Here is a 20,673-nt window from a genome sequence, read left to right as displayed (position 1 = left end):
TTGCCGCGTGCGGGTGCAAAAAAAGGCCGGGCACGCGGCGCCCGGCCTTTTTGCTTGCTTGGGAGGCGAAGTTCTAAGCCACGCTGATCTGGCGCTTTTCGACAACCGACTTTACGGCTGCGTCGGCGAGCGCCAGTGCGGCAAGGCCGTCCTTGCCGGAAGGCGTGATTTCCGCGCCCTTTTCGATCGCGGCGATGAAGCTCTCGATCTCGTTGGCATAGGCTTCGGTATAGCGGGTCATGAAGAAGTCGTGCAGCGGCGGGCGGGTGTAGCCATCGCCGTTGGCGATCTCGATCGACACCGGCCGCTGGTTCTCAGCCGAAACGGCGCCCTTCGAGCCGTGCACTTCGATGCGCTGGTCGTAGCCATAGGTGGCGCGACGGGAGTTGGAGATGATGGCCTGCTTGCCGGATGCCGTCTGCAGGATCACCGAGACGCTGTCATAGTCGCCGGCTTCGCCGATCGCCGTGTCGACGAGAACGGCGGCGGTTGCTGTCACCGAGACCGGCTCCTCACCGAGCAGGAAGCGGGCCATGTCGAAGTCGTGGATGGTCATGTCGCGGAAGATGCCGCCCGAACGCTTGATGTAGTCGACCGGCGGGGCGCCGGGATCGCGCGAGGTGATCGTCACCATCTCGACGTCGCCGATCTTGCCGGCGTCGATCGCCTGCTTGACGGCCATGAAATGCGGGTCGAAGCGGCGGTTGAAGCCGACCATCAGCTTGGCCTTGGTTTCGTTGACCACCTTGAGGCAGGCCCTGACGCGCTCGACGTCGAGATCGACGGGCTTTTCGCAGAAGATGGCCTTGCCGGCGCGGGCGAAACGCTCGATCAGGTCGGCATGGGTGTCGGTCGGGGTGCAGATGACGACGGCATCGATGTCCTTGGCGGCTTCGATCGCCTCGATGGTGCGCACGTCGCAGCCATACTGCTTGGCGATGGCTTCGGCAGCGGCGGGGAAGGCATCGGCAACGGCAACGAGCACGGCGTCCGGATTGCCGCTGACGGCTTTCGCGTGAACCTTGCCGATGCGACCGGCGCCCAGAAGACCAAATCTGACTGTCATCTCTGTTTCTCTCGAAGTCCGGTTCGCGACCGGGAAGGGGCGTGATGATCGGCGCTCATCGCGCAAAGGCGCCGCGGAAAACCGTTTCCGCGAATGGGTCGAAAAGTTGCCACGAAAGATCGCGCGTTGGAACGCTGCGCCGACGCCTCTCCCTTGGTACCTCCGTTGTCCGTTCGGCCACCCAATCCCGCACAATCGGAATGAAACGGCCGATACGCACATTTTCGGAATTTTTATTCCATTTTGTGCTTTCCCGTCAAGGGGCGTTCGTGGTCCCGGGCTTGCCGTTGTGGGCGAACTTCTCGTAAATGGAGCACTCGAGATAAGGCTGCCAGAGGATAGAATGCTCAAGTTCATCGACCCGGACCACCCCTTTTACCGCCCGCTGTGGATCCGTCTGCTGATCGTTCTCTTCTGCGCCGTGTGGACGGTGGTCGAGTTCCTTGGCGAGCAGACGCTTTGGGGCATGATCTTCCTGGCGATCACCGCCTACGCCTCGGCGGCGCTGCTGATCTTCTACAGGCCGAGCGAGAAGGGCGAGGCAAAGGCCGGGGGCGAGGAGCAGGACAAGGGCGACGAGGGCGGCCCCACCGGCTGAGAATCAGGGGGGCGGACTGTTCGCACGCACCTGCCGAGAGGCTTCGTCGATCAGCATGTTGGCGAGTTTCATCCGCACGGTCGCATTGGCGCGAAAGGCGGCCGGCAGCCGGTCCGGGTGGTTCAGGGCAGCGAATGCCCGCCGCTTCGCAGCAAGCGTCACGTGCGTTTCGTCGTCTGCAAGCGCCAGTTCCTCGGCGACCTCCGCAAGGCTCGTGCGGCTGAGAAAGTCGGGCATGACGGGCGGGGGCGGCGGGTCCACGAAAGACGCGTCGAGATAGGCGCGCTCGACCGCGCCGAAGGAAGCCAGGCCAATGCTCTCGGCGGCAAAGCTGCTGCCGAACGCCGGGGCATAGGGCGTGGCGACACGCGTCGCTTCGGCCGGTGCAGGTTCGCTATCCTCTTCCTCTTTCAGCCGCTCGAGCACCGACTGAAAGACTGACATTCCAAACATGACGCCTCCAATGGAGGCGCACCATGGCAGCCGGAGATTATCCCGGGCTGATCATTCGATGATGCGGGGCTGATCACTTTGATCATGCCGGGCGGGTCATGCTCGTCCCTGCTTCAGGATGAGGTCGTAGAGCAGTTTGGCGCTTGGCGGCAGTGCGCGTCCCTCCGCCGTGATCAGCCCGTAGGGCTTGATGCGGATCGGGATTTCGGTCTTGAGGATGCGGATTTCTCCGGCCGGCGTACGATTGCCGGCAATCAGGTTGGCGACGTCGAGCGCCACCGGCGCGATCGCATTGGTGTTGCGCACGATGGACAGCGTCAGGATGATCGACGAGGTGTTGATCACGGTTGCCGGCAGCCTGACGCCGGCGGACACGAAGCTGTCCTCGACCGCGCGTCTGAGCAGCGTGCCCGGCGGCTGGAACACCCAGTCATAGGAGGGCAGGTCCTCGGCGCCGACCACGGGCTTGTCGAGCAGCGGATGGCCGTCACGCACGATCAGGCAGACCTCCTCGTAGCCGATTTCCACCATGTTGAAGAGCCGCGGCGGCTGGTCGTCGGGGATGCGCCCGATGATGAAGTCGTGCCGCGCGGCGAGCAGTTCCCTCGCCAGCACGTTGCTGTTTTCGATCTGGACGTTGATTTCGATGCCGGGATAGGCGGTGATCACCTGGCGAATTGCGGGGACCGCGAGGTTGAGCGCCGGGCCGGTGACCGAGCCCAGTGAGACCGAGCCGCCGCTGCCGGTCTTGAGTTCGCTGATTTCGCGGGAGGCCTCCCGAAGCTCTAGAAAGATGGTGCGCGCGCGCCGCGCCAGCGCCTCGCCATAGGGCGTCAGTTCGACGCCGCGGGCGACGCGTTCGCAGACCGGCGCCTTCAGCATAGTCTCGATTTCCGACAGCATGCGCGAGGCCGCCGGCTGCGAGATTCCAAGGGCTTCGGCCGCGGCGCTGATGCGCCGGTGATCGTCGATCGCGAGAATCAGTCGCAGGTGGCTGATCTTCAGGCCGGAACGGAAGAGCGCCGAATCGAAGAGTTCGCCGGTCGTGCCGGCGGTGCCGGGCTTCTGGTCGCGCATTCTCAGCCTCCTTCATTTTCCCCTTGGTTTTCAAGGATTTTCAAAAATCACACTGTTTGCAGGTGCTATATCATTTTTGGTATGCATTCAAAGCGATATTGTATTTGACAGTTATATGTTTTGATTCCAGTTTTCACCCATGTGCCAGCGCATGTGGGAGCATGCGAGGCGGGGAGGCCTCTCCTTCACCTTGATCCGCAGCCAGGGACGAAGATCTCGGGCGGTGGATTACTGCGCATAGACGGAAAGGCTCTGCCTGCCGGCTTCAACTTTTTTGGGAGAGAACTGATGAAATTGATGACTTCGCTTCTCGCAGCCGCTGCGATTTCGATCGCGTCCTTCGCTGCGCCGGTATTTGCGCAGGACAAGGGCACGGTCGGCATTTCCATGCCGACGAAGACGTCGACCCGCTGGATTTCCGACGGCGAGACGATGGAGAAGCTGTTCAAGGAAGCCGGCTACACCCCGGACCTGCAGTTCGCTGACGACGACATTCCGAACCAGCTCGCCCAGATCGAGAACATGGTGACCAAGGGTGCCAAGGTTCTCGTCATCGGCGCCATCGACGGCACGACGCTTTCCGACATCCTGCAGAAGGCCCATGACGCAGGCGTCAAGGTTATTGCCTATGACCGTCTGATCCGCGACTCGGGCAACGTCGACTACTACGCCACCTTCGACAACTTCCAGGTCGGCGTGCAGCAGGCGACGTCGCTGGTCCAGGGCCTCAAGCTCGACGGTGCGACCGAGCCCAAGAACATCGAGCTCTTCGGTGGTTCGCCGGACGACAACAACGCCTTCTTCTTCTATGACGGCGCGATGTCGGTCCTGCAGCCGCTGATCGACAGCGGCAAGATCGTCGTCAAGTCCGGCCAGAAGGGCATGGACCAGGTCGGCACGCTGCGTTGGGACGGTGCGGTTGCCCAGGCCCGCATGGAAAACCTGCTGTCGTCGAACTACACCGATGCCAAGGTCGATGGCGTGCTCTCGCCCTATGACGGCCTCTCGATCGGCATCATCTCGGCGCTGAAGGGCGTCGGCTACGGCTCGGGCGACATGCCGATGCCGGTTGTCACCGGTCAGGACGCGGAACTGCCGTCGGTCAAGTCGATCCTCGCCGGCGAACAGTATTCGTCGATCTTCAAGGATACGCGCGAACTGGCAAAGGTCACCGTCGGCATGGTCAATGCGATCATGGACGGCAAGGAGCCGGAAGTGAACGACACCAAGACCTATGAAAACGGCGTCAAGGTCGTTCCGTCCTACCTCTTGAAGCCGGTTGCCGTCGACAAGTCCAACGTCAAGGACGTGCTCGTCAGCTCGGGCTACTACACCGAAGACCAGATCAACAACTGATCTTTTTGAGCATGGGGGCCCGCGCGACGGCGCGGACCCCTTTTATCCAGATGACGGAGCCGGTACTCTCTCGCAGACTGCCGCTGGAATGACTGAACATGGACAATATCATTCTTGAAATGCGTGGCATCACCAAGACGTTTCCGGGCGTCAAGGCGCTGGACAATGTCAGCTTCAAGGTCCGCGAAGGTGAAATTCACGCACTCGTCGGCGAAAACGGCGCCGGCAAGTCGACGCTGATGAAGGTGCTGAGCGGCGTCTATCCCGCCGGCACCTATGACGGCGAGATCTACTATGACGGCGAAGCCCGCCGCTTCTCGACGATTTCCGACAGCGAAGACCTCGGCATCATCATCATCCACCAAGAACTGGCGCTGGTGCCGCTGCTTTCGATCGCCGAGAACATCTTCCTCGGCAACGAGATCGCCAGCAACGGCGTGATCCACTGGCCGCAGACCTTCGCCCGCACGCAGGAGCTCCTGAAGAAGGTGGGCTTGAGCGAATCCCCGGCAACGCTCATCACCGACATCGGCGTCGGCAAGCAACAGCTGGTCGAGATCGCCAAGGCGCTATCGAAGAAGGTGCGGCTGCTGATCCTCGACGAGCCGACCGCCTCGCTCAACGAAACCGATTCCGATGCGCTGCTGAAGCTCCTGATGGAGTTTCGCACGCAGGGCATGACCTCGATCATCATTTCGCACAAGCTGAATGAGATCCGGCAGGTCGCCGACCAGATCACCATCCTGCGCGACGGCGGCACGGTCGAGACGCTCGACTGTCACAGCGAAGACATCGGCGAAGACCGCATCATCAAGGGCATGGTCGGCCGTGCGATGGAAGACCGTTATCCGCCGCGCGAGCCGAATATCGGCGAGACGTTGCTGGAGGTGAAGAACTGGAATGTCTTCCACCAGCATCATCGCGACCGGCAGTTCCTGCATGACGTCAATTTCACCGTGCGCGCCGGCGAGGTCGTCGGCATCGCCGGGCTGATGGGCGCAGGGCGCACCGAAACGGCGATGAGCCTCTTCGGCAAGTCTTGGGGCCACAAGATCACCGGTGAGGTGACGATGCGCGGCAAGCCTGTCGATGTCAGCACCATTCCGCGGGCGATCGATGCGGGTCTCGCTTACGTTACCGAGGACCGCAAGCAACTCGGCCTCGTGCTGATCAACAACATCAAGGAGAACACGACGCTCTCCAACCTGAAGGCGGTTGCCTCGAACGGGGTCATCGACGACCGCAAGGAAGCGAAGGTCGCCTCCGACTATCGCTCGAAGCTGCGCATCCGTTCGCACTCGATCTATCAGGAAACGGTCAACCTTTCGGGCGGCAACCAGCAGAAGGTCGTGCTGTCCAAATGGCTGTTCACCAATCCGGAAGTTCTCATACTCGACGAGCCGACACGCGGTATCGATATCGGCGCGAAATATGAGATCTACTCCATCATCAACCAACTTGCCGCCGAGGGTAAAGGCATTCTGATGATATCATCGGAAATGCCGGAGCTGCTTGGAACCTGTGATCGCATCTACGTCATGAATGAGGGCCGCATCGTCGCCGAGCTCTCGAAGGCGGAGGCGAGCCAGGAATCCATCATGCGTGCCATCATGCGTTCAGGGGAGAAACACTAATGGTCGCCGATACGAGCACCCAAACCAACAAGCCCTCGATCGGGGACTATCTCAAGAACAATATCCGCGAATACGGCCTGCTCGTCGCGCTTGTCGTGATCATGCTGTTCTTCCAGTTCGTGACCGACGGCGTGCTGTTCAAGCCGGTCAACATCACCAACCTGGTGCTGCAGAACTCGTTCATCGTCATCATGGCGCTTGGCATGCTGCTGATCATCGTCGCCGGCCATATCGATCTGTCGGTCGGGTCGATCGTCGCCTTCATCGGGGCGATTTCGGCGATCATGCTGGTCAAGTGGGGTCTGCCGGCCTTTGTCGTCATCCCGGCCTGTCTGATCGTCGGCGGCATCATGGGGGCGGCCCAGGGCTATTGGGTTGCCTACCAGAAGATCCCGTCTTTCATCGTCACGCTTGCCGGCATGCTGGTTTTCCGCGGGCTCACCTATGTCGTGCTCGGCGGCCGCCCGATCGGCCCGTTCCCGAAGGAGTTCCAGCTGCTGTCGACCGGCTTCGTTCCGGATTTCCTCTATTTCCTCAATCCGGCACCCGAGACCATTCAGAACATGGTGGCACTCATCGCGGTCATCGCGCTCGTCGGCTACGCTATCTACGCGGGGCTTCGCGACCGCAAGATCAACGAGCAGCACGGCACGGAGAACGAGCCATTCGTCTTCTTCGCGGTGCAGATGGCGGTGATCGCTGCCGTGGCGCTGTTCATCGGTTTCCAGCTTGCGACCTATCGCGGCCTGCCGAACGTGCTGATTGCCATGGCCGTTCTCATCGCACTCTACACCTTCATCACCACGCGCTCGACGATCGGCCGCCGCATCTATGCCATGGGCGGCAACGTCAAGGCGACCAAGCTCTCGGGCATCAATACCGAGCGGCTGACCTTTTACACCTTCGTCAACATGGGCGTGCTGGCGGCACTTGCCGGCATGATCATCACCGCCCGCCTCAACTCGGCAACGCCGAAGGCCGGTGTCGGCTTCGAGCTTGACGTCATCGCGGCCTGCTTCATTGGCGGCGCCTCGGCATCCGGCGGTGTCGGCAAGATCATCGGCGCGGTGATCGGCGCCTTCATCATGGGCGTGATGAACAACGGCATGTCGATCATGGGCATCGGCATCGACTACCAGCAGCTGATCAAGGGTCTCGTCCTGCTCGCTGCCGTCTTCTTCGATGTCTACAACAAGAACAAGGGTTGAGCCGAAAGCCATAAGACCCGACGCGAACCAGTAACATTCACCGGCAGCCGCGGTTGCCAGGATCGGCGGATTGGCCCGCTGGAATTGGGTGGTGAAAGTCACCCACGGGGACGCTTTTGCCTTGAGAAGGCGAAAACTGCGACCCGAACGACGACAGGAAGGACAGGATCGTGCTGATTTCGCAGATCAGGAACGAAGACGGATCGATAACGGTTGCGGTGCGTTTGCCCGGCGAAACCGCGCATGCGATCAAGGGCGCTGCAAGCGTCTATTCCCTGGCGATGGAAGCGGCCAATGCCGGGCGCAGCCTGAAGGAGACGATCGAGGCCAAGGGTCTCGGGGCGACCGTCGATCTCGACAAGGCCTATGCGGAGGGACGCTTCCTGCCGCCGATCACCCATCCGGATCCGGCGCATCTGCACCTGACCGGCACGGGCCTCACCCATCTCGGCTCCGCCGCGACCCGCGACGCCATGCACAAGAAGACGAGCGAGGCGGCCGAGGAAACGCTGACCGACTCGATGAAGATGTTCCGCATGGGGCTCGAAGGCGGCAAGCCGAAGGCCGGCGAGATCGGCGTGCAGCCGGAATGGTTCTACAAGGGTAACGGCACCAGCGCCGTGGCCCCCGGTGCTCCGCTCGTCTCGCCCTCCTTCGCGGAGGATGGGGGTGAAGAGCCGGAAATGGCCGGCATCTACGTGATCTCCGACAAGGGCGTGCCGTTCCGCATCGGTTTTGCCGTCGCCAACGAGTTCTCCGACCACAAGACCGAGAGGGTCAACTATCTCTGGCTGGCGCATTCGAAGCTGCGGCAGGCGAGCTTCGGTCCGGAAATCCGCGTCGGCGCAGCACCGGAAGATATCCGCGGCATGTCCCGGATCCTGCGTGGCGGCAAGGTGCTGTGGGAGAAACCGTTCCTGTCTGGCGAAGCCAACATGTCGCACAGTTTCGCCAATCTCGAGCATCATCATTTCAAGTACGAACTGTTCCGCCAGCCGGGTGATATCCACGTTCACATGTTCGGGACGGCGACGCTTTCCTTCGGCGACGGCATTCGCACCGAGGAAGGTGACGTGTTCGAGATCGAGGCGTCGGGCTTCGGCCTTCCGCTCCGCAACGCCCTTGCCATCGCCGCGGAAGAACAGGTCGCCATAAGCCAGCTCTGACACATCTCCTAAGCGCGACCGTTCACGAGGAACGGTCAAGCGCCTTTATCAAGGAGGCTCGAAGCCTATGACATTGCACCAGAACCTGATTGCCGGCGAGTGGGTCGGCGGTGACGGGGTTGCCAACATCAACCCGTCGAACACCAATGACGTGGTGGGCGAATATGCCCGCGCCTCGGCTGACGATGCGCGGGCAGCGATCGCGGCGGCCAAGGCGGCGTTTCCCGCCTGGTCGCGCTCCGGCATCCTCGAGCGCCATGCGATCCTGAGGAAGACCGCCGACGAGATCCTCGCCCGCAAGGACGAGCTCGGAAAGCTTCTGTCGCGCGAGGAAGGCAAGACGCTGGTCGAAGGCATCGGCGAGACCGTGCGCGCCGGCCAGATCTTCGACTTCTTCGCCGGCGAGTGCCTGCGCCTGGCAGGCGAAGTCCTGCCGTCCGCCCGGCCCAATATCGGCGTCGAGATCACCCGCGAGCCGGTCGGCGTCGTCGGCATCATCACGCCCTGGAACTTCCCGATCGCCATTCCCGCCTGGAAGATCGCCCCGGCGCTCTGCTACGGCAACACCGTCGTCTTCAAGCCGGCCGAGTTGGTGCCCGGCAGTTCCTGGGCGATCGTCGACATCCTCCATCGCGCCGGCCTGCCGAAGGGGGTCTTGAACCTCGTCATGGGCAAGGGCTCGGTCGTCGGCCAGGCGATGCTCGACAGCCCCGATATCAGCGCCATCACCTTCACCGGCTCGGTCGGCACCGGCAAGCGGGTCGCTGCCGCCTCCGTCGAGCACAATCGCAAGTACCAGCTGGAGATGGGCGGCAAGAACCCCTTCGTCGTGCTCGACGACGCCGATCTGTCGGTGGCGGTCGAGGCGGCGGTCAATTCCGCCTTCTTCTCCACCGGCCAGCGCTGCACCGCGTCCTCGCGCATCATCGTCACCGAAGGCATTCACGATCGTTTCGTGGCGGCGATGGGCGAACGGATGAAGGGGCTGACGATCGACGATGCGTTGAAGGCCGGCACCCATATCGGCCCGGTGGTCGACGAGAGCCAGCTCAACCAGGACACCGACTACATCGCCATCGGCAAGCAGGAAGGCGCGAAGCTGGCCTTCGGCGGCGAGCTTCTGAAGCGCGACACGCCCGGCTTCTATTTGCAGCCGGCGCTGTTCACCGAGGCGACGAACGCGATGCGGATCAGCCGGGAAGAGATCTTTGGGCCGGTCGCCGCCGTCATCCGCGTCAGGGATTACGACGAAGCGCTCGCCGTTGCCAACGACACGCCCTTCGGCCTGTCCTCCGGCATCGCCACCACCAGCCTCAAGCATGCGACCCATTTCAAGCGCAACGCCGAAGCCGGCATGGTGATGGTCAACCTGCCGACCGCCGGCGTCGACTTCCACGTGCCCTTCGGCGGCCGCAAGGGCTCGTCCTACGGCTCGCGCGAGCAGGGACGCTATGCCGCCGAGTTCTACACCACCGTCAAGACGGCCTACTCCCTGGCTTAAGGGAAGCCGTGCAGGGCCCGCGTGATCTGCGCGGGCTGCTCAAGGAAGGAAAAGATGAAGAAGAAAGCTGAGTGGCCACGCCGGCTCCGTTCCCAGGAGTGGTTCGGCGGTACGGGCAAGAATGCCATCATGCATCGCTCCTGGATGAAGAACCAGGGCCTGCCCGCCGATACGTTCGACGGGCGGCCGATCATCGGCATCTGTAATACCTGGTCGGAGCTGACGCCGTGCAACGCGCATCTGCGTGACCTTGCCGAGCGGGTGAAGCGTGGAGTCTACGAGGCGGGCGGCTTCCCGGTCGAGTTTCCGGTCTTCTCCGTCGGCGAAAGCACGCTGCGCCCGACGGCGATGATGTTCCGCAATCTTGCGGCGATGGACGTGGAAGAGGCGATCCGCGGCAATCCGGTCGATGGCGTCGTGCTGCTCGGCGGCTGTGACAAGACCACACCGAGCCTGCTGATGGGGGCTGCCAGCGTCGATATCCCGGTCATCCTCGTCTCCGGCGGCCCGATGCTGAACGGCAAGTGGCGCGGCAAGGACGTCGGTTCCGGCACGGCGATCTGGCAATTCTCGGAAATGGTGAAATCCGGCGAGATGTCGCTGGCGGAGTTCATGGATGCGGAGCAGGGCATGGCCCGCTCGGCCGGAAGCTGCATGACAATGGGCACCGCTTCCACCATGGCCTCGATGGCGGAAGCATTGGGAATGACGCTGCCCGGCAATGCGGCAATCCCCGCGGTCGACGCACGTCGGCGGGTGATCTCGCAGCTTTCCGGCCGCCGCATCGTCGAGATGGTCAAGGAGGACCTGAAGCCCTCCGACATCCTGACGAAGCAAGCCTTCGAAAATGCCATCCGCGTCAACGGCGCCGTCGGCGGCTCGACCAACGCCGTGCTCCACCTCCTGGCGCTTGCCGGCCGCATCGGCGTCGACCTGACGCTCGACGACTGGGATCGCCTCGGCCGCGACGTGCCGACGATCGTCAACCTGCAGCCGTCGGGCAAATACCTGATGGAGGAGTTCTACTACGCCGGTGGCCTTCCGGTCGTGATCAAGGCCGTCGGCGAAATGGGCCTCTTGCACAAGGAGGCGCTGACCGTCACTGGCGATACGATCTGGAACGACGTCAAGGATGCGGTGAACTACAACGACGACGTCATCGTGTCGCGCGACAAGGCGCTGACCAAGTCCGGCGGCATCGCGGTGCTGCGCGGCAATCTGGCGCCGAAGGGCTGTGTCCTGAAGCCGTCCGCCGCTTCGCCGCACCTGATGCAGCACAAGGGCCGTGCCGTCGTGTTCGAGAGCATTGAGGACTATCACGCCCGCATCAATCGCGATGATCTCGATATCGACGAGACCTGCATCATGGTGCTGAAGTATTGCGGCCCGAAGGGTTATCCCGGCATGGCCGAGGTCGGCAATATGGGCCTGCCGCCGAAAGTCCTGAAGAAGGGCATCACCGATATGATCCGCATTTCCGATGCGCGCATGTCCGGCACGGCCTATGGCACGGTCATCCTGCACACCGCACCGGAAGCGGCCGATGGCGGTCCGCTGGCGCTCGTGCAGAATGGCGACATGATCGCCGTCGACGTGCCGGCTCGCACCATCCACCTCGAGGTTTCGGATGAGGAACTGGCTCGCCGTCGCGCAGCCTGGGTGTCGCCGGTGAAGCCGCTTGCCGGCGGCTATGGCGGCCTCTACGTCAAGACGGTCATGCAGGCCGATACCGGCGCGGACCTGGACTTCCTCGTCGGTCCGCGCGGCGCGGAAATTCCGATGAACCGCGACAGTCACTGATTTTTCTGGCTGCTGGAATGCAATGCCGCACCGCTTGTCGGTGCGGCATTTCCATTTGTCATCCAACCGGTCGAAAGGGTGCGCAATCTTTGCGCGCCTTCGATGGCGCGCCATCGCGAAAGTTACTGGCCCTATGACTGGCTTTGACTCTGGCTTTGCTGCTGTTCGACCGTCACCGATACTTTGAGCGTCTCCTTGGCTTCGCCATGGATCAGGCCCGATATGGGCGCGGCGTCGCGGTAGCAGAGGCCAGAAGCGATCCGGACATAGCGGTCGTCGGGGCAAATCTTGTTGGCGGCGTCGAAGCCGACCCAGCCCAGTCCGTTCAGATGAATTTCCGCCCAGGCGTGGCTCGCCGTCTGGTCGGGCTGACCCTCCATCATCAGATAGCCCGAGATGTAGCGGGCCGGCAGGTCGAGCGAGCGCGCAGCCGCGATCAGGATATGGGCGTGGTCCTGGCAGACGCCGCTACCGCTTTCCAGCGCATCCTCGGCCGTCGTCTCCGCATGGGTCTCGCCGGGCTTGTACTCCACCGCCTCGTGGATCGTCGCCATCAGCGCATGCATGCGGGCAAGATCGGTTTCGCCCTCGGCGGATTTCGCCAGTTCCCGGATCAATTTGCCGGCCTTGGTCAGAGGCGTCTCGCGGGCATAGAGCCACAGCGGCACGTAGGACTGATGCGGACCGAAGACGCCGGCGCGGTCCTCCGTATGCACCTCGCCAGAGGCCGTGATGCGGATCGCCTCGCGGTCGCCGTCGACGCTGACCAGGTGAACCCGATTGCCGAAGTGATCGTCGTAGCTCACTTCGATCGCGGCGCCATCGACGAGCGTCTGCCAGCCGAGCACGGTCTGGCCAGGCTGGGTCAGCGGCGTCAACCGCAGGCGCTGCAGTGCATATTGCACGGGCTCGTCATAGTGGTATTCGGTCGTGTGGCTGATCTTCAGGTGCATGCCATCCTCCCGAACTCAATAGAACCGGTAGCCGTCGGAGATTTCCTGTCCCAGACGGTTGTTGTGGCTGATGAAGTCTTCGAGATATTCGTGCAGACCCTGGTCCATGATGTCCTTGATGGACTGGCTGCGCAGCGATGCGAGCGTGCGGTCGGCCGTGTCGTGGGCGGCGTGGCGCTCGCCATATTCCCGCTCGAGATAGCCGAGGTTGCTGGCGATCTTTTCGTAGCAATAGGCAAGCGAGCGCGGCATGCGGCCATTGGAAATCAGGAAGTCGGCGATGTTGGCTGGCCGGAGCTCTGCATCATAGACCCAGCCATAGGCGCGGTGCGCCGAGACCGACCGCAGGATCGATTCCCACTGCACATTGTCCATGGACGAGCCGACGGCGGCGACCGCCGGCAGGAGTACGTAGTATTTCACGTCGAGGATCCGGGCGGTGTTGTCGGCCCGCTCGATGAAGGTGCCGATGCGTGAGAAGTTGAAGATCTCGTTTCGGAGCATCGTGCCGTGGAAGGCGCCGCGAATAAGGCCGGCTTGCCGCTTGATCGTGTCGATGATCTCCGGCATGTCGGTCGGGCGCGCCCTCTTGGAAAGCATCGCCTTCATCTCGAGGTAGCATTCGTTGGTCGCTTCCCAGGTTTCGCGGGTGAGCGCGGTGCGCACCATGCGGGCGTTGTGGCGGCCTGCCTCGATGCAGGACATCACGCTCGACGGATTGGCGCGGTCGCGCAGCAGGAAGTCGATCGCGTCGATGCTCGTCAGCTTGTCGTGCACCTCGTCATAGTTTTCACGCACGCCGGCGCTTTGCAGCACGCCGTCCCAATCGTCTTCGCTCGCTTCGCTGCGCGTCAGCGACATGCGCAGGCCGGCGTCGATCAGCCGGGCGCCGTTTTCCGCGCGCTCGATGTAGCGGAACATCCAGTAGAGGCCGTTTGCAGTTCTTCCCAGCATCTCTCAGTCCTCCAGCACCCAGGTGTCCTTGGTCCCGCCGCCCTGGCTGGAATTCACGACCAGCGAACCGGCCTTCAGCGCCACGCGCGTCAGGCCGCCGGGGATGATCTGCACCTTGTCGGAGACGAGGACATAGGGGCGAAGGTCGACGTGCCGGGGCGCAATGCCCTTGTTGACGAGGATCGGCACGGTGGAAAGGGAAAGCGTCGGCTGGGCGATGTAGTTGTTGGGGCGGCTCTTCAGCTTTTCCGCGAAGACGGCGCGCTCCTTCCTGGTCGCCGTCGGCCCGACCAGCATGCCGTAGCCGCCGGAACCGTGCACTTCCTTGATCACCAGCTCTTCCAGGTGTTCGAGCACGTATTTCAGGCTCTGCGGCTCGGAACAGCGCCAGGTGGGCACGTTTTCCAGGAGCGGCTTGCGGCCGGTATAGAACTCGACGATCTCGGGCATGTAGGAATAGATCGCCTTGTCGTCGGAAATCCCGGTGCCTGGGGCATTGGCGATCGTGATGTTGCCGGCGCGGTAGACGTCCATGATGCCGGGAATGCCGAGTGCTGAATCCGGGCGGAAGGTCAGCGGATCGAGGAAGTCGTCGTCGACGCGGCGGTAGAGCACGTCGATCGCCTCGTAGCCGCGGGTCGTACGCATCTTCACCTTGCCGTCGATGACGCGCAGATCCGAGCCCTCGACGAGTTCCACGCCCATCATGTCGGCGAGGAAGGCGTGTTCGTAGAAGGCGGAGTTGTAGATGCCGGGCGTCAGCACCGCGACGCGCGGCTTGCCGCTGCAGCCGGGAGGGGCGAGCGAAGCGAGGCTCTGGCGCAGCAGGTAGGGGTAGTTCTCGACCGGGCGCACGCGGTTCTGATGGAAGAGTTCCGGGAACATCTGCATCATCGTTTCGCGGTTTTCCAGCATGTAGCTGACGCCGGACGGTGTGCGCGCATTGTCCTCCAGCACATAGAACTGGTCTTCGCCGGTGCGCACGATGTCGGTGCCGACGATGTGGGTGTAGACGCCGCCCGGCGGCCTAAAGCCGATCATCTGCGGCAGGAAGGCTTCGTTCCTCTCGATCAGTTCGCGCGGGATGCGGCCGGCGCGGATGATTTCCTGCTTGTGGTAGATGTCGTCGAGGAAGGCGTTGAGGGCGATGACCCGCTGTTCGATGCCCTGGGCCAGCTTGCGCCATTCGCGGCCGGAGATGATGCGGGGGATGAGATCGAAGGGGATGAGCTTTTCGGAGCTGTCTGCGTGTCCGTAGACCGCGAAGGTGATGCCGGTTTTGCGGAATATGTTCTCGGCTTCCTTGGATTTCGCTATGAGCCGATTTCTGTCCTGGCTGGCATACCATTCATGATAGGTCGAATATGGCTGGCGCGGACTGCTGTCCGCATTCATCATTTCGTCAAATGCCAAAGGCGTGGTCCCCTTATTTTTGACCATTTGAGTACAACGCTGGTTGCAATGCAAGAAGCGTGCTCAGTCGCCTGAAAAGAAAATTGACGCCTGTTTGCGGGGGAAACTGCCCAACAACCGGGCAGCGGGATGCAGCCGCCGAAAAGCTGCGGCGGCTGCACGGCTACAAAATGTGCACATGCCCTAAAATTGGACTTGGGTTTCGAGGCTAACCGAGACCCAGGCAGGCGATTGCGAGCGCCGACAGAATGCAGAGCACGAGGAGCGAGAGCAGGGCAGCGGCACTGGCGCGCGGGCCGGCATTGGCGAGCGTGCGGATGTCGACCTCGAGGCCGAGTGCGGCCATGGCGATGACGGTCAGCCAGGTGGAGGCCTTCACGGCGCCTGTCGCGAGCGGATCGGAGATTACGCCGCTGTTGCGGGCGATGGCGACGGCCAGGAAACCGAGGATGAACCAGGGAACGAAGTGGGCGACGGTGGCGAGGCGCGAACCCGTTTCACGGCGCTCGCCCGGCATGGATCCAGACTCGGCATCGCGGCCGCCGATCAGCGAGAAACAGAAGACGACGGGGCCGAGCATCAGCACACGCACGAGCTTGACGAGCGTGCCGACCTGGACCGAGAGCGAACTGAAAGGGCTGGCAGCGGCCAGCACCTGCGGTACGGCGTAGACCGTCATGCCGGCAAAGACGCCGTAGCCCTGCGGCGTCATGCCGAGCCAGCCGCCGACGAAGGGCAGAGACAGGACGACGGCGATGCCGAGGATGGCGGTAAACGAGATGGCGGCTGCCACCTCTTCGCCGCGGGCGCCGATCGCTGGGGCAACGGCCGCGATGGCGGAGTTGCCGCAGATGGCGTTGCCGCAGGCGATCAGTGTCGCCAGGCGTTTCGGCAGGCCGAGCAGCCTTGCGATCAGGTAGCCGGTCGAGATCGACAGCAACACCATGGAGACGACGGTAGCGAGCAGCGTCGGCCCGCTCGCGGCGATCGCGTCGAAGCTCAGCATGGCGCCGATCAAGACGATCGCGGTCTCCAGCAGAACCTTGGCGGAGAAATGGATGCCGGAGAGGAAGCGGGCGCTGGGCGTCCAGATGGTGCGGACGATGGCGCCAAGAAGAATGGCAAGAACAAGGGCCTCCAGCCAGGCCCGACCTGTCCAGCGCCACTCGATCCATTCGAGGCCGATGGCCGCGAGCGCGACGAGACAGCAGAGGAATAGTCCCGGAAGAATACACGTCAGGCGGGAAATGGAGGACGAAAAAGTGAAGCGAAATGTAGGATGCAATCTCGACATGGCGCGCAACCTACGCCGATCCATGAATCAGTCTAACGGATTATTCTTGTCATTCTGATCGATTTTTGAGATTGATCTGCCATGACACTCGATCAGCTTAGAATCTTCGTCGCGGTCGCCGAGCGCCTGCACATGACCAAAGCCGCCGAGGCGATGAACGTCACCCAGTCAGCGGCAAGTGCTGCAATCGCCGCGCTCGAAACCCAGCACGACGTGCGGTTGTTCGATCGGGTCGGCCGCGGCTTGGCGCTGACGGATGCCGGCAAGGCGTTCCTGCCGGAGGCGAGGGCGGTCCTCGCCCGGGCGACGGCAGCGACTGCCTGTCTCAACGATCTCTCGCAGCTTCGCCGCGGCGAACTCTCGATTGCCGCAAGCCAGACGGTTGCGAGCTACTGGCTGCCGGCGCGCCTCGCCCGCTTCACTCACGACTATCCGCAGGTCGACGTGAAGCTGACCGTGCGCAATACGGCCGTCGTCGCCGAAGCAGTGGAGGAGGGGACCGCACAGCTCGGCTTCGTCGAGGGCCGCGTCGATGGCGCCAAGCTCGACCATCGCCGCGTCGCGATCGATCGCATCGCGGTCTACGCTTCACCCGCGCATCCGCTCGTCGGTGCCCCGGTCAATCTGGCGATGCTGCTTGCGGCGCGTTGGGTACTGCGTGAAGAGGGGTCTGGTACGCGGGCAATGTTCCTGCAATCGATGGCTGATCATGGAGCGGACCTCGAGGGGGTGAAGATCGAGCTCGAATTGCCTTCCAACGAAGCGGTGTTGACGGCTGTCGAAAGCGGTCCATTCGTGACGGCCGTCTCCCGGCTTGCCGCCCAGCCCTTCGTCGACAGCGGCCGGCTGGTCGAGCTGCCATTCGGACTGGCGGAGCGCAGCTTCGAACTGCTGACGCATCGTGAAAGGCAGTTCAGCCGCGCGGCGCGCGCCTTCGTGGAACTGCTTTGAAGCAAGCCCGTTCACATCGACGATTGCCATTCGACGTAACCGGTCGATAATTGAGAGATCCTCGACTCGAAGAGGTGATCATGGCATTCGAAATCGTGGAAAGACCCGCGCAGCGGATTGCCGGCGCCTTCTGGGAAGGCACGTTCGTCGAGGCTGCCGATGGCGCCGTGCGCCGGCTGATTACCGAGGTGCAAGGGCATCATCGACGCCTTCACCCCAGGGATCATGCGGCCTTGGTCGGTCTTTCCTGGAACGATCGCCCGGACGGCTTTCGTTACCTCGTCGGCTATGTCTCGGACAAGGCCGAAACAACGATTCACCCCGGGCACGTCGACCTGCCGGCCATGCGCTTCGCCACTGCCCTGCATCATCCGGACAGCGGCGACGCTTTCGTGCACTATCAGAAGATGTTCGATTGGATTGCGGCCGAGGGCTACGCAGTCGATACCGCCCTGCTGCACTATCGCGAGGAGTACGAACCCGGATTCGTCTCGCTGTCGCTTTCCTCGCTGCGGCTGATGGTTCCGATTGGCTGATGCTTGCCATCAGAAAAATTGTTTTGACCATCAACAGGGTCGCGGCTACCTGCTTGAGTGCTCAAATCACAGGGATTTGAGCCGAAATCAACGGCAGATCAAAGTGTTACAGCGGCTTGGAGCTATTCCGGAGGGCGCGTTGCACTGCTCTGCCGTCTGCCACCGTCATCCTGATAGGCCCATCATGCTCGCCCGCCTGGCTCCCGCCATCTTCGTTCTGCTCTGGTCGACCGGCTGGGTCGTCGCGAAATATGCGGCCGCTTACGCCGATCCGCTGACCTTTCTGGTGCTGCGCTATACGCTGGCGATCGCGCTCTTCATCCTGTTCTGTGTCGCGACCGGCGCCCGATGGCCGAAATCCCTGGCGACAGTGGGTCACGCCGTGGTGTCGGGCATGTTCCTGCATGGGCTTTATCTCGGGGCGGTCTGGTGGGCGATCGGCGAGGGCGTGCCCGCCGGCATTTCCGGCATCATTGCCGGCCTGCAGCCGCTGATGACGGCGGTCGCCGCCGCCTTCGTCATCGACGAAAAACTGACGACCCAACAGAAGCTTGGGCTGGTGCTCGGCTTCTTCGGCATAGTGCTCGCCGTGCTGCCGAAGGTGCTGGCGATCGATACCGGCGCGACGCCGATCCATCTCCTGCCCGTCATCGTCAACGTGCTCGGCATGGGCGCCGTCACCTACGGCACGCTCTACCAGAAGCGCCATCTGCAGAGCGGCGATATCCGCACCATCGCGGCGCTGCAATATCTCGGAGCGCTGATCGTCACAGTCCCGCTGGCGCTGCTGCTGGAGGACCTGCATGTCACCTGGAATCTTCAGGTCGTTGCGGCGCTCGCCTGGTCGGTGCTGGGGCTTTCGATGGGGGCGATCGCGCTGCTGCTCTATCTCATTCGGCGTGGCCAGGTGTCGCGCGCGGCGTCGCTGATCTATCTCGTGCCGCCGCTTGCGGCCGTGCAGGCGGCCATTTTCTTCGGCGAGGCGCTGACCCTGCCGATGATCATCGGAACGGTGATCGCCGTTGCCGGGGTCTATCTCACCAACCGCAAACAGCGGGCATAAAGCATGTCGCCCAAAATGTGCGGCGGTTTTGCGATAACCACACGCGAATAACCAAAAACTGAAACGGCGGGCCGAAACAACCCGCCGTCCGTATCGATGATCTTCGGAGATCAGCCCTGGTGGCCGCGGCTGCCACCGGCGCCGCGGCGCATGCCCTGGCCACCGTCGCGGCGCTCGCCGCCAGCGCGGTTTTCGTTGCGGCCGCCATGGTTGCGGTCGCGCCGTTCGCCCTGCTTCTGGCCGGGGCGACCATGGTGCTTCTTGCCTTCGTGGTTGCGGTTACCCTCGCCACGGCCGTCGTTCTGCGGATGGCCATGGTCGCGGCGCTCCTGCTTCTGCGGGCGGCGTTCGTCGCGCAGCAGGTCATCGCCGGTGAAGCCGCTGGTGACGGCAATTGGTTCGCCGGCCGGGCGTTCACGACGCGGGCGACCGCCGTTCTGATGCTGGCCGCCGCCGTTGCCCTTGCGATGGCCATTGCCACGGCCGCTGCGGCCCTTGGCGGCGCGAGCCTGGTCGGCCGGCGCTTCGCCGCTGGCAACGGCGATCGAGATGCCCATCAGCTTCTCGATGTCACGCAGCAGGCGGATTTCGTCCGGGGCGCAGAAGGCGATCGCGATGCCGTCGCGGCCGGCGCGGGCGGTGCGGCCGATGCGGTGAACATAGGCGTCGGGCACTTCCGGCAGGTCGTAGTTGTAGACGTGGGTGACGCCGGGAATGTCGATGCCGCGGGCGGCGACGTCGGTTGCGACCAGCACGCGGATTTCGCCGTCACGGAACGCCTTCAGCGCGCGCTCGCGCTGGCCCTGGCTCTTGTTGCCGTGGATCGAAGCGGCCTTGAAGCCGACGTGGTCGAGATGCTTCATCAGCTTCTCGGCGCCATGCTTGGTGCGGCTGAAGATCAGCGACAGGCCGTCCGGATTATCGGTCAGCGACTGCTTGAGGATCTGCGTCTTCAGGTCCTTGCCGGGCACGAAGTGCACATACTGCTCGACCTTGTCGGCGGCCTTGCCCGGAGGCGTGACCTCGACCTTGACCGGGTTGGTCAGATATTCACCCGCGAGATCCGCGATCTGCTTCGGCATGGTGGCCGAGAACAGCAGCGTCTGGCGGTTCTTCGGCACGAGCTTGGAGATCTTGCGCAGGTCGTGGATGAAGCCGAGGTCGAGCATCTGGTCGGCTTCGTCGAGCACGAGGTAGCGCCCTTGCGTCAGCGTCACAGCCTTGCGGGCGACGAGGTCGAGCAGGCGGCCCGGTGTTGCGACCAGGATATCGACGCCGCGGGCGAGCTGTTCGGTCTGCTTGTTGATGGAGACGCCACCGACGACGACGCCGATCTTCAGCGGAGACTTCCTGACGAAGAGCTTGAGGTTGGCAGCGATCTGGTTGACCAGTTCGCGGGTCGGAGCGAGCACGAGGGCGCGGATGTTGCGAGGATCGGGGCGCCTTCCTTCGGCAACGAGCTTTTCGATCATCGGCAGGCCGAAGGCGGCCGTCTTGCCGGTGCCGGTCTGGGCGAGACCGATGAGATCGTTGCCCTTCAGCACCTGCGGAATGGCCTGCGCCTGGATCGGCGTCGGTTTTTCGAAGCCGTTGGCGGACAGGGTGTCCAGAATGTGCTGGGAGAGGCCGAGATCTTTAAAGGTGGACAAA

General features: G+C 63.0%; 18 protein-coding genes. 10 read left to right on the top strand and 8 right to left on the bottom strand.

Annotated features, from left to right (window positions below):
* Positions 1-73: 73 nt before the first annotated feature.
* A complete protein-coding gene (iolG, locus tag BHMPCIPO_RS15035) occupies positions 74-1,066 on the bottom strand; it encodes an inositol 2-dehydrogenase (RefSeq protein ID WP_173517499.1) in 993 nt (330 codons plus the stop codon).
* A 343-nt stretch (positions 1,067-1,409) separates the two neighbouring features.
* On the opposite strand from iolG, the gene BHMPCIPO_RS15030 reads away from it, so the two are divergent.
* Positions 1,410-1,664 (top strand): hypothetical protein, encoded by a 255-nt coding sequence (locus tag BHMPCIPO_RS15030; protein ID WP_173517498.1) that lies wholly within the window; start codon positions 1,410-1,412, stop codon positions 1,662-1,664.
* A 3-nt stretch (positions 1,665-1,667) separates the two neighbouring features.
* On the opposite strand, the gene BHMPCIPO_RS15025 is transcribed toward BHMPCIPO_RS15030, so the two are convergent.
* Together BHMPCIPO_RS15025 and BHMPCIPO_RS15020 are read right to left on the bottom strand one after the other, a co-directional pair.
* The gene (locus tag BHMPCIPO_RS15025) at positions 1,668-2,117 is read right to left on the bottom strand and encodes a hypothetical protein (RefSeq protein WP_173517497.1); all 450 of its coding nucleotides are present in this window, start codon (positions 2,115-2,117) and stop codon (positions 1,668-1,670) included.
* 96 nt (positions 2,118-2,213) lie between these two features.
* A complete protein-coding gene (locus BHMPCIPO_RS15020) occupies positions 2,214-3,194 on the bottom strand; it encodes a LysR family transcriptional regulator (protein WP_173517496.1) in 981 nt (326 codons plus the stop codon).
* 288 nt (positions 3,195-3,482) lie between these two features.
* Here BHMPCIPO_RS15020 and chvE point away from each other — a divergent pair, with 288 nt between their 5' ends.
* From chvE to araD, 6 genes are all read left to right on the top strand, one after another.
* The gene (gene chvE / locus BHMPCIPO_RS15015) at positions 3,483-4,550 is read left to right on the top strand and encodes a multiple monosaccharide ABC transporter substrate-binding protein (protein WP_173517495.1); all 1,068 of its coding nucleotides are present in this window, start codon (positions 3,483-3,485) and stop codon (positions 4,548-4,550) included.
* 98 nt (positions 4,551-4,648) lie between these two features.
* Positions 4,649-6,184: a multiple monosaccharide ABC transporter ATP-binding protein gene (gene mmsA / locus BHMPCIPO_RS15010; RefSeq protein ID WP_173517494.1), complete on the top strand. Its 1,536-nt coding sequence runs from the start codon at positions 4,649-4,651 to the stop codon at positions 6,182-6,184.
* On the top strand, positions 6,184-7,392 hold the full coding sequence (gene mmsB, locus BHMPCIPO_RS15005) for a multiple monosaccharide ABC transporter permease (RefSeq protein WP_173517493.1): 1,209 nt from the start codon (positions 6,184-6,186) through the stop codon (positions 7,390-7,392). Before mmsA ends, mmsB begins: the two co-directional genes overlap by 1 nt.
* A 170-nt stretch (positions 7,393-7,562) precedes the next feature.
* Positions 7,563-8,558 carry an AraD1 family protein gene (araD1, locus tag BHMPCIPO_RS15000; protein ID WP_173517492.1) on the top strand — a complete coding sequence of 332 codons (996 nt, stop codon included), beginning with the start codon at positions 7,563-7,565 and terminating at the stop codon, positions 8,556-8,558.
* Between the two features lie 67 nt (positions 8,559-8,625).
* A complete protein-coding gene (locus tag BHMPCIPO_RS14995) occupies positions 8,626-10,059 on the top strand; it encodes an aldehyde dehydrogenase family protein (protein WP_173517491.1) in 1,434 nt (477 codons plus the stop codon).
* A gap of 54 nt (positions 10,060-10,113) precedes the next feature.
* Positions 10,114-11,859 carry an L-arabinonate dehydratase gene (gene araD / locus BHMPCIPO_RS14990; protein WP_173517490.1) on the top strand — a complete coding sequence of 582 codons (1,746 nt, stop codon included), beginning with the start codon at positions 10,114-10,116 and terminating at the stop codon, positions 11,857-11,859.
* Positions 11,860-11,990: 131 nt separating this feature from the next.
* Here araD and BHMPCIPO_RS14985 read toward each other — a convergent pair whose 3' ends face one another.
* The 4 genes from BHMPCIPO_RS14985 to BHMPCIPO_RS14970 form a co-directional block, all read right to left on the bottom strand.
* Positions 11,991-12,812 carry a transglutaminase family protein gene (locus BHMPCIPO_RS14985; protein WP_173517489.1) on the bottom strand — a complete coding sequence of 274 codons (822 nt, stop codon included), beginning with the start codon at positions 12,810-12,812 and terminating at the stop codon, positions 11,991-11,993.
* A 15-nt stretch (positions 12,813-12,827) separates the two neighbouring features.
* Entirely contained in the window at positions 12,828-13,766 is a 939-nt protein-coding gene (locus BHMPCIPO_RS14980; RefSeq protein WP_173517488.1) for an alpha-E domain-containing protein, read from the bottom strand.
* Positions 13,767-13,769: 3 nt separating this feature from the next.
* Positions 13,770-15,164 (bottom strand): circularly permuted type 2 ATP-grasp protein, encoded by a 1,395-nt coding sequence (locus tag BHMPCIPO_RS14975; protein ID WP_173518185.1) that lies wholly within the window; start codon positions 15,162-15,164, stop codon positions 13,770-13,772.
* Positions 15,165-15,387: 223 nt separating this feature from the next.
* Positions 15,388-16,473: a YeiH family protein gene (locus tag BHMPCIPO_RS14970; protein ID WP_173517487.1), complete on the bottom strand. Its 1,086-nt coding sequence runs from the start codon at positions 16,471-16,473 to the stop codon at positions 15,388-15,390.
* Positions 16,474-16,554: 81 nt separating this feature from the next.
* On the opposite strand from BHMPCIPO_RS14970, the gene BHMPCIPO_RS14965 reads away from it, so the two are divergent.
* From BHMPCIPO_RS14965 to BHMPCIPO_RS14955, 3 genes are all read left to right on the top strand, one after another.
* Entirely contained in the window at positions 16,555-17,424 is an 870-nt protein-coding gene (locus BHMPCIPO_RS14965; protein ID WP_173517486.1) for a LysR family transcriptional regulator, read from the top strand.
* Positions 17,425-17,504: 80 nt separating this feature from the next.
* Complete coding sequence (locus BHMPCIPO_RS14960) at positions 17,505-17,960, top strand: GyrI-like domain-containing protein (RefSeq protein ID WP_210266457.1); 456 nt, start codon at positions 17,505-17,507, stop codon at positions 17,958-17,960.
* 184 nt (positions 17,961-18,144) lie between these two features.
* On the top strand, positions 18,145-19,023 hold the full coding sequence (locus BHMPCIPO_RS14955) for a DMT family transporter (RefSeq protein WP_173517485.1): 879 nt from the start codon (positions 18,145-18,147) through the stop codon (positions 19,021-19,023).
* Positions 19,024-19,133: 110 nt separating this feature from the next.
* Here BHMPCIPO_RS14955 and BHMPCIPO_RS14950 read toward each other — a convergent pair whose 3' ends face one another.
* A complete protein-coding gene (locus BHMPCIPO_RS14950) occupies positions 19,134-20,672 on the bottom strand; it encodes a DEAD/DEAH box helicase (protein ID WP_173517484.1) in 1,539 nt (512 codons plus the stop codon).
* Between the last annotated feature and the right edge of the window lies 1 nt (position 20,673).

It is taken from the genome of Ensifer sesbaniae (assembly GCF_013283665.1).
Classification (GTDB): Bacteria; Pseudomonadota; Alphaproteobacteria; order Rhizobiales; family Rhizobiaceae; genus Ensifer; species Ensifer sesbaniae.
This window is presented reverse-complemented; position numbering and strand designations above follow the sequence as displayed.